This is a genomic window from Priestia sp. YIM B13489 (assembly GCF_042787645.1).
GTDB classification, from domain to species: Bacteria; Bacillota; Bacilli; order Bacillales; family Bacillaceae_H; genus Priestia; species Priestia megaterium.
On sequence record NZ_JBHZOQ010000045.1, the window covers coordinates 1 to 15,188 of the forward strand.

18 protein-coding genes, 2 tRNA genes and 1 pseudogene are annotated in these 15,188 nt (G+C 33.3%); 9 read left to right on the plus strand and 12 right to left on the minus strand.

Going from position 1 to position 15,188, the window contains the following annotated elements:
* The first annotated feature begins 38 nt into the window (after positions 1-38).
* Together ACFX4W_RS04725 and ACFX4W_RS04730 are read left to right on the plus strand one after the other, a co-directional pair.
* Positions 39-129 (plus strand) — tRNA-Ser (locus ACFX4W_RS04725).
* A 20-nt stretch (positions 130-149) separates the two neighbouring features.
* Positions 150-221, plus strand: a tRNA-Glu gene (locus tag ACFX4W_RS04730).
* A gap of 221 nt (positions 222-442) precedes the next feature.
* Here the strand turns inward: ACFX4W_RS04730 and ACFX4W_RS04735 are convergent.
* The 7 genes and pseudogenes from ACFX4W_RS04735 to ACFX4W_RS04765 all read right to left on the minus strand — a co-directional run bounded on the left by ACFX4W_RS04735 (position 443) and on the right by ACFX4W_RS04765 (position 4,583).
* Positions 443-1,153: pseudogene (locus tag ACFX4W_RS04735) on the minus strand (IS6 family transposase).
* 717 nt (positions 1,154-1,870) lie between these two features.
* Entirely contained in the window at positions 1,871-2,098 is a 228-nt protein-coding gene (locus ACFX4W_RS04740) for a spore germination protein (protein ID WP_043977115.1), read from the minus strand.
* Between the two features lie 21 nt (positions 2,099-2,119).
* Positions 2,120-2,362, minus strand: coding sequence for a spore germination protein (locus ACFX4W_RS04745; protein ID WP_043977113.1), 243 nt, complete (start codon positions 2,360-2,362; stop codon positions 2,120-2,122).
* 296 nt (positions 2,363-2,658) lie between these two features.
* Positions 2,659-2,886, minus strand: coding sequence for a hypothetical protein (locus ACFX4W_RS04750; protein ID WP_377559276.1), 228 nt, complete (start codon positions 2,884-2,886; stop codon positions 2,659-2,661).
* A gap of 397 nt (positions 2,887-3,283) precedes the next feature.
* Positions 3,284-3,403 carry a YjcZ family sporulation protein gene (locus ACFX4W_RS04755; RefSeq protein ID WP_377559159.1) on the minus strand — a complete coding sequence of 40 codons (120 nt, stop codon included), beginning with the start codon at positions 3,401-3,403 and terminating at the stop codon, positions 3,284-3,286.
* 191 nt (positions 3,404-3,594) lie between these two features.
* Positions 3,595-3,753 carry a sporulation protein YjcZ gene (gene yjcZ / locus ACFX4W_RS04760; protein WP_165574641.1) on the minus strand — a complete coding sequence of 53 codons (159 nt, stop codon included), beginning with the start codon at positions 3,751-3,753 and terminating at the stop codon, positions 3,595-3,597.
* A gap of 605 nt (positions 3,754-4,358) precedes the next feature.
* Positions 4,359-4,583 (minus strand): spore germination protein, encoded by a 225-nt coding sequence (locus tag ACFX4W_RS04765; RefSeq protein WP_377559157.1) that lies wholly within the window; start codon positions 4,581-4,583, stop codon positions 4,359-4,361.
* A gap of 1,138 nt (positions 4,584-5,721) precedes the next feature.
* On the opposite strand from ACFX4W_RS04765, the gene ACFX4W_RS04770 reads away from it, so the two are divergent.
* The 4 genes from ACFX4W_RS04770 (at position 5,722) to ACFX4W_RS04785 (ending at position 8,085) form a co-directional block, all read left to right on the plus strand.
* Positions 5,722-6,393 (plus strand): hypothetical protein, encoded by a 672-nt coding sequence (locus ACFX4W_RS04770; RefSeq protein ID WP_377559155.1) that lies wholly within the window; start codon positions 5,722-5,724, stop codon positions 6,391-6,393.
* Between the two features lie 19 nt (positions 6,394-6,412).
* A complete protein-coding gene (locus ACFX4W_RS04775; RefSeq protein ID WP_241771348.1) occupies positions 6,413-6,778 on the plus strand; it encodes a hypothetical protein in 366 nt (121 codons plus the stop codon).
* Between the two features lie 213 nt (positions 6,779-6,991).
* Positions 6,992-7,612, plus strand: coding sequence for a recombinase family protein (locus ACFX4W_RS04780; protein ID WP_221778286.1), 621 nt, complete (start codon positions 6,992-6,994; stop codon positions 7,610-7,612).
* Between the two features lie 275 nt (positions 7,613-7,887).
* Entirely contained in the window at positions 7,888-8,085 is a 198-nt protein-coding gene (locus tag ACFX4W_RS04785; protein ID WP_377559153.1) for an IDEAL domain-containing protein, read from the plus strand.
* A gap of 445 nt (positions 8,086-8,530) precedes the next feature.
* Here ACFX4W_RS04785 and ACFX4W_RS04790 read toward each other — a convergent pair whose 3' ends face one another.
* The 4 genes from ACFX4W_RS04790 to ACFX4W_RS04805 form a co-directional block, all read right to left on the minus strand.
* Positions 8,531-8,758 carry a hypothetical protein gene (locus tag ACFX4W_RS04790; RefSeq protein WP_221778289.1) on the minus strand — a complete coding sequence of 76 codons (228 nt, stop codon included), beginning with the start codon at positions 8,756-8,758 and terminating at the stop codon, positions 8,531-8,533.
* A 260-nt stretch (positions 8,759-9,018) separates the two neighbouring features.
* Complete coding sequence (locus ACFX4W_RS04795; RefSeq protein ID WP_263046321.1) at positions 9,019-9,102, minus strand: YjcZ family sporulation protein; 84 nt, start codon at positions 9,100-9,102, stop codon at positions 9,019-9,021.
* Positions 9,103-9,385: 283 nt separating this feature from the next.
* On the minus strand, positions 9,386-9,538 hold the full coding sequence (locus ACFX4W_RS04800; protein WP_165574679.1) for a YjcZ family sporulation protein: 153 nt from the start codon (positions 9,536-9,538) through the stop codon (positions 9,386-9,388).
* A gap of 843 nt (positions 9,539-10,381) precedes the next feature.
* On the minus strand, positions 10,382-10,885 hold the full coding sequence (locus tag ACFX4W_RS04805) for a CAP domain-containing protein (protein ID WP_377558875.1): 504 nt from the start codon (positions 10,883-10,885) through the stop codon (positions 10,382-10,384).
* A gap of 229 nt (positions 10,886-11,114) precedes the next feature.
* Between ACFX4W_RS04805 and ACFX4W_RS04810 the strand changes: the two genes are divergently transcribed.
* On the plus strand, positions 11,115-11,246 hold the full coding sequence (locus ACFX4W_RS04810; protein WP_377559280.1) for a YvrJ family protein: 132 nt from the start codon (positions 11,115-11,117) through the stop codon (positions 11,244-11,246).
* A gap of 281 nt (positions 11,247-11,527) precedes the next feature.
* Here the strand turns inward: ACFX4W_RS04810 and ACFX4W_RS04815 are convergent.
* Positions 11,528-12,684 (minus strand): IS3 family transposase gene (locus tag ACFX4W_RS04815; protein WP_377558873.1). Its coding sequence is split into 2 segments (ribosomal slippage): positions 11,528-12,414 and positions 12,414-12,684, totalling 1,158 coding nucleotides; the frame shifts between segments, so codons are not numbered across the junction.
* Positions 12,685-13,795: 1,111 nt separating this feature from the next.
* Between ACFX4W_RS04815 and ACFX4W_RS04820 the strand changes: the two genes are divergently transcribed.
* Both ACFX4W_RS04820 and ACFX4W_RS04825 read left to right on the plus strand, forming a co-directional pair.
* Positions 13,796-13,972, plus strand: coding sequence for a hypothetical protein (locus tag ACFX4W_RS04820; RefSeq protein WP_377558872.1), 177 nt, complete (start codon positions 13,796-13,798; stop codon positions 13,970-13,972).
* Between the two features lie 730 nt (positions 13,973-14,702).
* Positions 14,703-15,179: a hypothetical protein gene (locus ACFX4W_RS04825; RefSeq protein ID WP_377558870.1), complete on the plus strand. Its 477-nt coding sequence runs from the start codon at positions 14,703-14,705 to the stop codon at positions 15,177-15,179.
* Positions 15,180-15,188 lie beyond the last annotated feature (9 nt).

The following is a 15,188-nucleotide window of genomic DNA, read 5'->3' on the forward strand; positions in this document are numbered from 1 at the left end:
ATCGGTCGTAGGTTCGAGTCCTACCTGTGGAGCCATATGGAGAAGTACTCAAGTGGCTGAAGAGGCGCCCCTGCTAAGGGTGTAGGTCGTGTAAGCGGCGCGAGGGTTCAAATCCCTCCTTCTCCGCCAGTCGTTTTAAATTCAAATATGGCCCGTTGGTCAAGCGGTTAAGACACCGCCCTTTCACGGCGGTAACACGGGTTCGAATCCCGTACGGGTCATCAAAAGAGCAGTTTGCATTTGCAAACTGCTCTTTTATTTTTGGTAGATAAATGATGGGTTTTTATATGGTGAAAAGAGAAACAAGCTGTTGCAGTTTCTGCCGTAGGCTTAGCTATGATAGCCACGCCATCAACGGTACCGAATTTAGGAAGTTCCACGGTTGTGGTGTAAAAAACATTCGCTAGAAAAATAAAACGTTAGGTTCCCTTGAATTACTAGCTTATGAAGCTAACCCAAACAGTTGATGGATGAATTCTTTTCTACTTTGGGCAGACTTCACCTCTTGGTGAACTTGCTTCTTTTTCAGCATATGCATGACTTCTATGCCACTCAGTATGTAAGTGGCTGTATGAAATGATTTCAACCCTAACATCGAACGAACACGATTCTTAATAAAACGGTGATCTTGTTCCACGATGTTATTTAGATATTTTATCCGCCTTATGTAGATGCTTACGGGCATCTTTTTCTCTTTCTTCAACTCTTCGATAGCCACGGGATAGGCTGGATTCTTATCGACTGTTATGACACGGGGCGTTGAAACATGAAAAGAAAGACCGCAAAGCTTTCTTGAAAAAGGGTTTTGCAGCCTTATGATCTCTTGTTTTCCTTAAATAAAAATCAATCGTATTTCCTTTTGAATTAACGGCCCGATATAGGTACATCCATTAACCTTTTACCTTAATATACGTTTCATCTACTCTCCAGGAATCATTGATTAGCTTAAGGCGACACGGTACCCGTTCATCTAGTTCAGACCATACTGATGAATCCAACGCATAATCGTTGTATGAGAAATCGATAATCCGCGTTCTTCAATCATTTCCACTATATCACGAAAACTGAGGTTGTACCGTAGGTACCATCTCACAGTTAATAAAATAATATCAGGCTGATAATGTTTCCATTTGAATAGATTTTGCTTTTTCATACTAATCGCATCCCCTTTTTTAGAATCCTAGTATCAGTATGTTCAAGTTTGGGGGGTTACTTGCATATGTTTTTTAATTTTCGCACCAGAACCCTAAATACCGTTTTTAATGCTATTCAACAAGCTATCCATAGTCAAGAACATGCACAACAAAGACAGCAAATAACAAGATTAAGAAGTACAACGATAAACAGATCAAACAAGTAAGGACCAGGCCTTAGCTGTTAACAAGAAATTGTGTAAATAAAAAAGGCTTGTTCAAATGTATGAGCAAGCCTTTTACTTGTAAATTAGCTAAAGTTAATAATTCGAATGACTATTATGTCCACAATTACATTTATGATTTTGGTGATGATGATTATTTCTATCCTTGCAACTACAATTGTTATTACCTTGATTATAAGAGTTATGATCGTTATTGTGGTGGTGGTGATTATTTCTACCACAAGAGCAACCACCATAATTGTTGTTATAGTTCGAATAACCACATCTACAACGACGTCTACAACCACAACCAAAGAAATTCCAACAACACATATATTTTCCCTCTCTTTAGCATGGATACAATATTTTATGTTTTCTATTTTATTTAGCTTGTACTATTGTCACCTATGAAAAAAAGCTTCTGAATTAAATATCTAGAAGCTTTTTTAGTAATTAATTTTAAAATTGAAAGTGAACAAAAAGAATATTTTTATACTCATTATTTAATAAAATTTAAGTGTTTGAAGTATTATCTATTTGCCCTTGATCACTTACATCTGGATCAAAATTATTATTCAACATGTGAGACACTGAAGGCGATGTATTACCAAAAGAAAAACAGGCTCCTACTGATTTCGAATTAGCTGTATGGCTATTTTGAACGTTGTTACCTATATCTAAATTTGCATTTTCTGTAACTCCATTAGCATTAAAGTTTTGAACATTAATATTACATGGCATAAAAAGTATGCTCCTTTATTCTTAAAGTTGCCCCGATATTGGCATAGAAGGGTTCGCAATTTGATCTTGGTCACTAATATCTGGATCAAAGTTTCCGTTAGCCATCCAAGACGTAGAAGGAGAGAAATTACCCATAGAAATACAAGCTCCTACCCATTTTGAATTCGCTGTATGACTATTGTGTACTGTATGACCAAAATCTAGATTTCCGTTTTGAGTAATCCCATTAGTCAATACATTACCAACAATAATAGAATAAGGCATAAACCTACTCCTTTCTCTTTTGAACACTTATTGTAATTTATGCTTTCATTCTTCATTAGGTAACTTGCCTAACACAAATAAAATAAATATTAGGCTAGAGCATTATGGAATTGATTTTTCCTAATTTTAATAAAACTTATTTGCCTTAAGGCAGGTTTAATCAACTTAAGTTGATTATAAGCTATGTAAATAAAATACTTCCTCTTCTTTATTTATAGTTAAAATCTTATAAAAAGCTCCTTTGTAAAAATCAAGGAGCTTTTCTGTTTATATAAAATTAGAGCCCGTCCAAAATATTAGCAATAACGTCTTCTTACTAGACGAACACTGATACCTTCTAAACTAGTAGCATTTCTAACTCCAGAATTGTCTTCCCATATTAAAAAGCCACCTTCTACTCGAATAAACGTACCGTTTCCATCAAGTTGTCTTCCAGCAGAAAAAACTTGGATTTCATCCCCTCTTCGAAAACCATCTAATCTAGAACGAGATGTACGACGGTCTCCACTACGACGTCCTGGCATAACCTCACCTCCAAATAACCTTATAGTACATGCTATGAAGGAAATGAAATTTGGTATAAGTAAAGTGCTTATTAAAAACAAAAAATATCTCTGTAAAGTAAAAGACTAGTTATACTTGTCCATGCATTTTTAGAAAGTCGGCATATTATACAATGTGCATATTAATAGCCTCCAAATCTTGTTGATATGAACGGCAAAAACCTCCTGATTTTGGCGAAAGTCAGGAGGTTTTAAATTAGTAAGGGATGCATCCAAAAACAAAGGGTACTCACAGAAGTATTGGAGTGCATTGACTACATCCTATGCATCAATAATCTTTTAGTAACTTGCCTATTAAAAAGATTTGAAGATAAATTAGTTTATGTAAAAGCCTCTCAAGTGAAAGGCTTTTGTTGTATTAGCAGTAGCCTCCGTAGCCGCCACCAAAACCACTACATCCAATAATGACAAGAAGAATAAATAGGACAATTAGAAGAGCAAAACCTCCACCAAATCCATATCCACCACAATTAGACATACTATCACTCCTTTTATAAGGTTTGAGTAAAACTAAAGGAGTAGGGAAACAATTTATATGGGCTAACGCATTATATGTAACAGACAATACTTGTGAGCATGTTTATTTCTACATTACTATCGATTCATTATTGCCTAATAAAAAAAGCTAGCACAAAGCTAACTTTTTAGGATAAAAATGATTTTTAATCATTAGCAACGACCAAAACCTCCGCCAAAGCAAGAAGCACCAATAATGATTAATAAAATGAAAAGTACAATGATTAAGGCAAAGCCACCACCACAGCCGCCTCCACCATAGCCGTAACCGCCGCCATAACCACAGCCACCGTAACCTCCAAAGAAGCCCATATTTCCACCCCCTATATGCTTAATACTTTTAAGATATGTATAAAAAATGAAAATGCTCGCCCATACTCTGCACTGATAGAAATAGCAGGATTTTTGTAGATATATATATAAACCCTTTAGATTACTTTACATAGAATGAATGAACCATCCCACTGAATCCCAGTAGATCAGTTATCCTCCCTAACGGATTTGCAGATGTTAAAAAACAGAGAAACTCCCTGCCGCCTGGGAGTTTCTCTGTTTTTTAGATATATATGTTCAGCTAATATAATGGATTTTATTGGAATTCATTATCTGGAAAGGGTTTGAATATTATTAGAGAAGGCTCTAGGAATGCCACTTCGATAAGCCATCTCGCTTTAAAAGAAAAAACAATCTGTATTAGAAGCAGATTGTTTTTTCTTTTTTTGACTCTGTAAATTATGAAGGTGAAAAATAAAGTTAAAAGTATTCTATCTGTGAGACGAAAATTACTCGATATACATCATATACTTTTATTTTTCCTTAAGTAACTTGCCTCTTGAGAATAAAATTGTATTTTTTGAGCAAACTACACAAGATTTTGCCAAACATTGACACATACAATCGTAGGCAACCTATTTTTATTATAAATTACCAGCTATATTTTGACTGAATATACTACCATTCTTATTATTAGTTGAGTTTTTCTCATTTGTAATATTTAAAAAGTTGCCTACATTACCTGATCCAGCTCCGACTTTTGTCATATCAGTAGCTTTAGGTGAAATTTTAAAGCAATCACCAAACTCAACGGTTGGTGCTGTGCCGAATAAACTATTAATATTAACTGCGCCTACGACAGATGGCATTTGTATTCCTCCCTATACTGCAAATATAAATTAAATGCGTAGAGATGTTAGTAGCACAAACATGAAATAATAGTATTAAAATAATCCCTTTTAATCACTTATAGTTAATAATAACCTCTTAAACTAAAAGGCACGAGAGGTCCAGAAATAGGAGCTTCTCCTGCACCATAATACTTTGGTGCTTTAGCTGGATTACCCAATGGATAATTTCCCCACCAACTGTTAATTTCCCCATTAGAATTGAGTACAAAGCCAGTAGGTCGTTGGAAAGAAGGAACAAAATAAGGATAGAAAGTGTAATGAAAGGGGGTGTAGAAGGATGAATAAAACACATGATCACCTACTTTTTGTAAAAGAAAGACATGGTCTAATGAGTAGCCTATATTCTATATATAGAGCAAATTTATATAAATCTGCAAAAACATCATTTTCCTAGAAAGACGGGTGCCCCTATAAAGTCTTGATGTTAAAAGCTAATCAATAATACTTACACTTTATTCACCAAATCATCTTTAAGTTAATTGTCCATTATGAATAATTTTTTATCATTTAAGCAAACTACCCACGACACTGCAAAGTGTTAAATAGGTTTATTTAGAGCATTCACCAGAAGAACTATCTTACTCACATAAGGTAGTTTTTTCTGTTTTCAGGCTGTATATGGTATATAAGGTTAGTTAACATAATCACTCTTTCCGGAAGACATAAAAAAGAGAACCCTTGGTAGGCAAAGGTTCTAGTCAGGCTACGATTTCTGCAATATGCAGCTTTTTATACATCCTTGATATGACGGGTTTTACAGTAGGTATGAATGACCTAAAGATGTATAAAAAATGCACCTTTTATACATATGCTTGTACGGTAAAATATAGTCTATATGGAAATAATGTGTTATTATATTTTTGCACATGCATTTTAATAGTGAAAAGCCACCTGTCCTGCAAATACTGGGTGGCTTTTTATTTTGCTCTTGTACATAAAGGACTTTACTACTCCTCCAGATGTTATTTGCACGGCTGTTTTAGACAACAAATCTGAACCATAACTATTTTTCTATACAATATGCAACAAATCTTTAAAGCCAAATAAGAAAAATTATTAGCTTATGCAGGTCTCTTATATGTGAAGGAGGTTTTATATGAGTGAGATTTGGATTCAAGAGGAACATTTAAATGCGGAGTTTGATGAAATGGTGGGGCATTATGTTCAATTGGAAGGACCTATTGATTCTGTTTACTTTATATCTGAAACAATGGAAAGCGTTGACGATAGGGATGAACAAAGGGATTTTTTACTCGCTTTCTTAATTAAGCAGGATAGGTATCCTTTATATCTTACATTCCTTTGTGATGATATGATGGCAGAGGAGTTTGAAAAGGAATTTAATGAATTAGGTATAGAATATAGGTATGAATTATTAGAGGAAAAACAAGCTTACTATACATTTTTTAAACGGGTTACCTATCACCCTAGATGTTTTACTTTACCAATTAAAGACGCGCGTACATTATCCTTAGCATTAGAACATACCTTTTACCTTGCTAATATGAACGAATTTTATTCGCTTTCTTATTCTGAAAATTTAAATTTTGAGCTCAAGAGAGTTAAGGAATGGGGCAGATGGAAAAACGTATCTATCCCTATTTTTAAAACGGAAGGAAATACTACATTCATAACTATTTTCCATGATGGAGCAGGGTTTTTCTTGTATTCAAATGAGGATAGATATTCATCTATACAAGAAGTGTGCTCAACTTTCCCAGAAGACTCAAAAGTAGTACAAATTAATGACCGACTACTTGATATTTAAGTAAAAGAAAGGGGACTAGATGATGGGGCATATTTTCAAGTTCGTAAAAAATATATTTTTAAAGGAATATCAAACTTTTGCTAAAGAATTAGGCTTTAACTCTTGGGATGATGTCCTTGAGAATACATATGAGATATTCAAAATGCCTCCCGATGCTTCTTACCTTGTTACACAATCTAAAGAAGATAAGTGGATTGTATGGAATGATGAAGGTAGCCTTCCTTATTCATTTTTAGTATTTAGTACATGGTTTGATGCTATCAGTTATCTTAGAAAGATATTTGAAGAAGGTAAGTACGAAGAACACTATTGGAGACCAGAGGGATTTGATCCAGGAGAAAATATTTTTAAGAATATACCTGACAAAGAAAAAAATAATGAATAATAGAATGTTTACACCTTTAATGTTTTGAAATAAAGTCAAATACACAGTCCGTAAAAGTATACGTTTGCGAACTTTTCTTTTTTATAAGAAATCTATTATTTTTATCGTTCGTTTAAGTTTGAAAATAAATTACGAACGTTCTCTGTAATTTATACACTTTTACGAACGATTTTGGTAAAATAAGATGAAGAGAACCACAAAAGGAGTATAAAAATGGAAAATAGAAGATTTGGATACATACGTGTAAGCAGCCGAGATCAAAATGAAGGTCGTCAACTTCAATTGATGCAGGAAGTTGGGATTTCTCCTCGCGATATTTTCATTGATAAACAAAGCGGAAAAAACTTCAATCGAGAACAATATCAATTATTAAAACGAATGATTCGTAAAGGGGATATCCTTTATATTCATTCTTTAGATCGTTTCGGTCGCAATAAAGAAGAAATTCTCCAGGAATGGAATGCCATCACAAAAGAGATTGAGGCAGACATTGTAGTTTTAGATATGCCGTTGTTAGATACAACTCAGTATAAGGACAGTCTGGGAACGTTTATTGCGGATTTAGTCCTGCAAATTCTGTCTTGGATGGCTCAAGAAGAGCGAGATCGTATTCGTAAGCGTCAACGTGAGGGAATTGATGTTGCGTTAACTAAGGGTATATCTTTTGGGCGCCCCAAAGCTCAAGTCAGCGAAGAATTCATTGAGGCTTATAATCGATGGAAGCAAAAAGAGATTACAGCTGTACAGGCAATGAAGGAAGCAAATGTAAAAAAGACAACGTTTTATAAATTAGTAAAACAATACGAAAATAAGATAAATATGGAGACTATTTAAATAAGAAGAAAATAGTTAAAACAACGTATATATTAGCATCGGAGTCCTAAGTGAAAAAATATTATATTTTATAGAAAAGATTTACGTAATATCTATTCGGTGAAAAATTCACTTATTTTCGTCATGGAGAGCTAGTGTTAGCATTATTCTTTTTGTTAGATTGTTTTTCATTACATATTATTCTACGCGCTATTTTATCTATTAATCTCGTATTAAAACAATGAAAAAAGGAAATACTGTTTTTAAAAAAGAAATGATAAAGGGGTTAATAGTTTATGGAAAATAATATGTCTAATGAAATGAGTCAAGCTGAAACAAGTATATCTGATGAAATGTTAGCCGAATTGTTCCTAAGTCAAGTAATGAATGATTTCAAAAAAGGTAAAATCCTTGAAGAAATTGATCAGTCCTTAAGGAATAAGGACAAAGAAGCTTTTTTACGTTTAACGAATAAACTTAAATCTGCATCTTAATAAAAGAGTATAAATAGGAGTTCATCATTTATAATAATAAACAAATAAACCGAATTGAAATCCTTTATGAGAAGTTAAATAAGGGGGTAATTATCAGTTATTATGGTTTAGCCTCAATATAGGGAGGATACTCAGCCGGGGGATATCTTCCTGTTACGATTAGTACGTAAGCAAATATACAGAAGATACTAATTGCTCCTATTACTAAAACAAAGCGAAGAAACTTCTTCATTTTTTTTGTCTTTGGAACTCATTAAAATTAATAATAGTACTCATAAAAATCCTCCTTGTCTTCTTTTTTAGAAATATATTATAAAAAAGAAGATAAAACCACCTTATTTAAAACTTACTGGGTAGTTTTATCTTCCAATATAGCACTAATTTATTTTAACTAAACCAACTTAAGTTAACTCCGCTTTTCCAAAGTAATAGCCCGTCCAAAATATTAGTAATAATGTCTTCTTACTCGACGAACACTGATACTTTCTAAACTAGTAACATTTCTATTTCCAGAATTATCTTCCCATACTAAGAAACCATTTTCTACTCGAATAAACGTACCGTTTCCATCAAGTTGTCTTCCAGCAGAAAAGACTTGAATTTCATCTCCTCTTCGAAAACCATCTAATCTAGAACGAGATGTACGACGGTCTCCACTACGACGTCCTGGCATAACTTCACCTCCAAATAACCTTATAGTACATGCTATGAAGAGAATGAAATTTGGTATAAGCAAAATGCTTACCAGTGAAAAAATATTTTGACAATGTGAAAATTGATTATACTTTTCCATGCCAATTTTTCACTTCCGCATACTATACAATATTTATATTAATAACCTCCAAACCCTTTGATATGAACGGCAAAACACTCCTGATTTTGATGGCAATCAGGAGTGTTTCGAATTAGTAAGGAATACATCCTAAAACAACTCTATCCAATAATGACAAGAAGAATAAATAAAACAATTAGAATGGCAAAACATCCACCAAGTCCACATCCACCATGACTAGAAATACTATCACTACTTTTTATAAAATTTAAGTAAAGGAGTAGGAATACAAATTACATGGACTAATGCATTATATGTATCTGTAAATATTTATAAGCATGTTTACTCCTAGAATTCAATTTAAAAAAATTGCTGCTATTTACCATTAGTTTCTTTAGTATTATAAATATAAGAGTTTATAATACTATGAATACATAATTAACAAATAAAAAAAGCTAGCACAAAGCTAACTTTTTTAAATAGGAAATAAAGGTAAATAATAATTAAAAGCAAGATAACCTTTAATTATTAGCAACCACCGGCAAAGCCGCCAAAACAAGAAGCGCCGATAATGATTAATAAAATAAACAATACGATGATCAAAGCGAAACCACTGCCAAAACCACAGCCGCCTCCACCGTAACCATAGCCGCAACCGCCACCATAACCTCCAAAGAACATACATTCACCCCCCCATATGCTTAATACTTTTAGAATATGTATAGAAAATCAAAATGCTCCCCGTGTTCCTCAAGCGTTGAACTAACAGGAGTAACGATATGTAATCAGCAAATTTAATTTTATAGAAATATATATAAACCCTTTAGATTAGTTTACATAGAATGAAAGAACCATACCCTTTAATTTCAGCAGATTAGTTCACCTCCCTGACGAATTTGTAGTTGTTAAAAAACAGAAAAACTCCCTGATGCCCGAGAGTTTTTTTGTCTTTTAGAATATATATCATATGTATGTTTAATTAATATAATGGATTTTATTGGAAATCATTATTTAAAAAGGTTTTGAATATTATTAGAGAAGGCTCTTGGAATGCCACTTCGATAAAGCCATCTCTAATTTAAAAGAAAAAACAATCTGTCTTCCAATACAGATTGTTTTTTCTTTTTTTGACTTTGTAAATTATGAAGGTGAAAAATAAAGTTAAAAGGATTCTGAGTGTGAGACGAAATTTATTTGAACTGCATAATATTCCTTTATTTCCCTTTAGGTAACTTGTCTATTGAAAATGAAATTTTGTTTTTTGAGCAAACTACACAAGATATTGACAAACTTGACACACAAAATTAAATTCCGCTACAGAAAAAAACTGCCTCTTTTGACTAGGAATATATAGTTTTTTTCATTTTTTGGATGACTATGAATATACAGCCTTAGTTAATATACAACCTGTTACTGGAACAAAAAAGTCATTAGAGACTAAGAACTTTAATGGTTTTTTATATAGAAAGGCATGTCTAAATGTCATTATTACAAAGACTCAACTTATAGAAATACTAAATCTTATCAGCCTTTAAACAATTGAACCCAATAAGCTTTGTATCGATTAGATTCTAGGCCAAGAACATAACCAATTCCAGTGTACTTATAATTTGCATTTAACATACTAGCATAATGGCTAGGACTATTTTTCCAACCTTCAAAAGCTGCTTGAGGCGTTATATAACCAGCTGCAATATTTTCAGCACCATATTGATACGAACCACCAAAATTTTTTAACATTTCAAAAGGTGTACCATATTGAGGACTATAATGTGAAAAATAGTTATTATCTCTCATGTCAGCAGCCTTCAAATTTGCAACTTTGCTCAAATTTAAATTAATCATAAGAGGCGCAATATCAGATCTCTTTCTTTCTATGTTTACTAAAGCCACAACTTGTTCTTGAAAACTTTGATGTGGAAACGAAAAGTCTGCACTATTACTCACTTTTGATATTCTAGATTTCTTTGATTGATACTCTGTTACACTATTTGCTGTTTTTTTACTTCTAGATGACCTTGATTTCATAAGTTTCATTCCATCCCTAATTAGTATGAAATATAATATTCTAAATCAATAATATTGTTTGTATGCTTGTCCTAAATTTCTTATTCAAGAATAAAAACGGTTGAAATCAATGAATTAAGCCATTTTATACGTATTAGAACATGTCCAAACTCTTCTTATTTAGCTGCATATTATATAGAATAACGGTATCTAAAAGGAGGTAATTAAGATAGAACAATGGCTGAATCTTATCGGAAATTTTGGCTTTCCTATTGTTGTTACTTTTTATCTTCTACTACGCTTTGAAAAGAAAATAGATCATTTAACAGAAGCTATTAATAAAATAGCCATCATTATTGAAAAAGAACAGGACAAGCAATAAATAATTGGTTTATGAACTTATTTTTTTAATTAATTTCTTAGTATGAATACTAACTACCTAATAATTAGAGCAAACTACACAAGATGCGATGAAGCATCCACTCGAAATCCTCGCTACAAATAGAAAAGCTACTGATTTTTAGTAGCTTTTTCTATTTGCAGGCTGTATATGACATACAACTATGTTTAACATAATGACTCTTCCAGTACACATCAAAAAAAGAACCCTTGTTGCAGAACGGGGACTGCACCCTGTTTGTGAGACAGGACTCAAAGCACCTTTTAAACAGCCAGCTGCCGGTATTGTACTGGTGACTGGTTGTTTAGTTTCGTTTGAATACGGGCATTGTTGTAATAAGTAATATAGTTTTCGACGATTTGTTCGACGATGGTGGTCGTCGTATATGTTAACTCGTCGAGGTAGAACGTTTCAGACTTTAGCGAGGAATGAAACGATTCAATGGAGGCATTATCTGCGGGTGTCCCTTTACGGGACATACTCATAGTAATGCCTCTTTCTTTAATTTTTTGTTGATAGAGATGCGAGGTGTACACAGATCCTTGGTCACTATGCAACGTACATCCCTTAGGTAAAAAAGGAAGTTGGCTTAACGTATCTAAGACAAATTCTACATTTTGGTGATCACCAATCGAATATGCAATGATTTCCCCATTAAACCAATCTTGAATACTTGAAAGATACAACTGCTTAGGTCCAAAAGGCAAGTAGGTAATATCAGTTACTAATTTCTGAAGAGGGCCATCAGCTTGAAACTCACGATTTAATACATTCTCTGCAACCTGATAAGGTTGCCCTGTTTGCTTTCGTTTTTTTCGTTTTACGCGACACTGCCAACCGTATTTCTGCATGACACGTTGTACAAATTTATGGTTAATTTTCATCGTTCGATTGAGTAATGCTGTAATTTTTCGATAGCCATATCGAAACTTATGTTTTTGACATTGATCACCGATCTGTTGTTCCATCCATTTCTTTTTCTTTGTCCGTTCTGATTGTTCCTGTTTCCTCCAGCGATAATAAGTCGATCGAGGGATATCAAGGTGCTGACAGATTTGATAGACTGGCATCTTATCTTTTAACTCTTCTACTACGTTCACTACGATTTCTGGGACCACTTCCTCTCCAATTCCTTGTACTTTTTTAAGACCTCAATCTGTTGTGTTAAATACCGGTTTTCTGCTTTCAATTTGGACATTTCGTCTTTAAAGCCAGGTCCCTTTCCGTATGAATACTGCTTGCCTACAGGCTGTTCAAATCGATGCATTTCTCCATTTTTATACCATTTCATCCACCTTTTTAATTGGGTGTAACTGCGAATATTTAATTGGGAAAGCACTTCTTTGACAGGTATACCAGCTAATCTCATCTCAATAGCTTTTATCTTTATCTCTGCTGGATAACTAACTCTTGTCCCCATAGAAAAAACACCTCCAAGTGATTGTTAGGTAGTATATACCCGTTTTTTAACTTAAAGGTGTTTTTTATTTGTCTCACTATTAGGGGTCAGTCCCACGATTCCGCCGAGGGTTCTTTTTCCGGAGTATGCAGCTTTTTATACATTCTTGATTTGTCTACGTTCTTCAGAAAGGTGATTAATGAAAAAATGTATAAAAAGTGCACCTTATATATATATGTTCAGGATATATAAAATAGCATTTACATATCCCTTATGTTGTATTTTGACTAAAGAAATGTCTATTCAACAATTCAACATAATAAAAAAGCAACCTCTCTCCTACGAAAAGAATGAGGTTGCTTCTTTATTTTAAAAGGACTATCTAGATGTATACTCTGCGAACACGCACTCAGAAATCACACATTATAATATATCTCCTGATTGAAGGAGATATGCTATTGTAAGTAATTTTATTAGCTATATTAAAAAGCTAGACTTTTCAATCGTTCTTCATTTAAATGGAAAGTAAGTTAGATAAAATCACAGAATTATGTCAAACTCTTATTGGAAAAAGGACAAGCTATAATTTAATTTACTCATCCAATAGCTCATTAAAAAACTTTCTTAGGGAATATAAATCTTATTAAGATATCTACAGATATCTTTTTGCGTTCTATCATCATTTTCATAAATAAAATGGTGCTCTAGACAGCATCTGGTGGGTGGGATGGTGACCTCTGGTTGAGAATGTTTTGGCTTGAATACTTTTGCTTTTCTATACAGATCTTAAACACCTTTTTAAAACTAAAATATATTTAATATATGGTGTCTTCGTTTTAACTCTTCCAACTTTACTAGATGAGATGAGAACTTTCACCTAATGTGGATTCATATTTTCTCGATAATAACTTAATTTAGATTATCTATAATGCAAAGATCTTAAATTATAAATGCTATTTGGTGAGTGAAATATACTTCAATGATTCCAACATTTGTGATAAAAAACCCTTCGCTACCTCTTCATAGTGGGTAATTCTCCTTAGTATTTTTTATCGTTTAGAAATAGATTTCTATTCTATAAACGATTACCATTTTAAAAAACGCTGATGCACATGAGTTAGAAAAAGATGTTGTGAAAAATAAAATGGAAAACTATAAAGTAGCCAATCTAAAATTAAAAATTGCGATGAAAAAGGATGCCATTCAATCGAGTGATGCAAGCATTCAGCTCTATGAAGATGAACAAAAAAGTTTAAAAGAAAAGCTTCAAAAATTGAATGAAAAGCAACAAGATTTAGCCATAAAGTGAAAAAACACAGGGGGACGCAAAGGGGACATGGCTCCAAAATAGGGGGACATAAAGGGGGCGTTGGGATTTTAAAAGGGGACGTAAAAGGGACGTATACCAAAAAAAGGGGACGTAAAGGGGACATTTAGCGATTTTCTTTGTACCCACAGTTTTGCTAGGCTTTGCCTAGCCCCACACCTATGGTGGGGGCAAAAACCCCTTATGCTCTTCTCTCTTGTTTAGTGAAGAACTACAATTTACAGAAAAGAAACGAATGTCACGGATATATTTTTATGAAGCATTGATCCAGTTCCTATGTGGAAATTAATGAACTAGTGCAAGAACATGGGGTATCTCGTCAAAGATTTTTGAAAGAATAATTTAAGTTATTCTAATTTTTTGAAGAGCAAACATCACGAGAAAAAAAGCTAAAAGGTTTAATCGGTTAGAACGTTCAATTAATGAATCAAGGTTCGAAAATAATGGGAAAGGTGAACAATATTTTATATGAACTGATGGGAGATGTAGAGAGATAATAGGAATAAGATGATGCATGATAACAACAAATTCTTGGATAGAGTTACTGAAGAGCACTATTAAAAAAGCGTGTAATCAATAATTAGATTAAATTAATATCTCTATAAAAACTCATCAACTACATAATGTATACAGTATGTAGTTAGAAAGATAGCAGGAAGATAAAGCCTCTGTATTGAATGTGTATACAAATTGTATATACGAGGTGATAGGGTTGGGTAAATTAGATAAGTACGCTCGTCAATCAAAAACAAAAGAACCAAGTAAGGTGTTGCCTATTAGGTTGCCGGAAAGTATATATGAGCATTTTCGCCAACTTTGTGACGAGTTAGGGCTATCTATGTCAGAAGCTGGGTTCTTACTAATTAGAGAAGAATTAGAAGATAGTCTATACAACGAGACTACAAATGAAGTTGCTGTGACTACAGAGCGTATACAAAAGTCTATACATCATGAGGGCACCCCGTATACAAAAAATGATACAGGCAAACCTTCCTCATTTTCTACAAGATGGACGTCAATTGCTTATGAGATTGAAAATGAATTGCCATGTCCTTTATGTCATCATTGGTATAGCAAAGCCAATTTTTCTCGTCATGCGAAAAATCATAATACCACTACTAAAGAACTTTTAGAAAGCAATGAAGAGGTAGTTAATACAATGATTAATGAACGTAAACTAACTACGTAAGGACATATG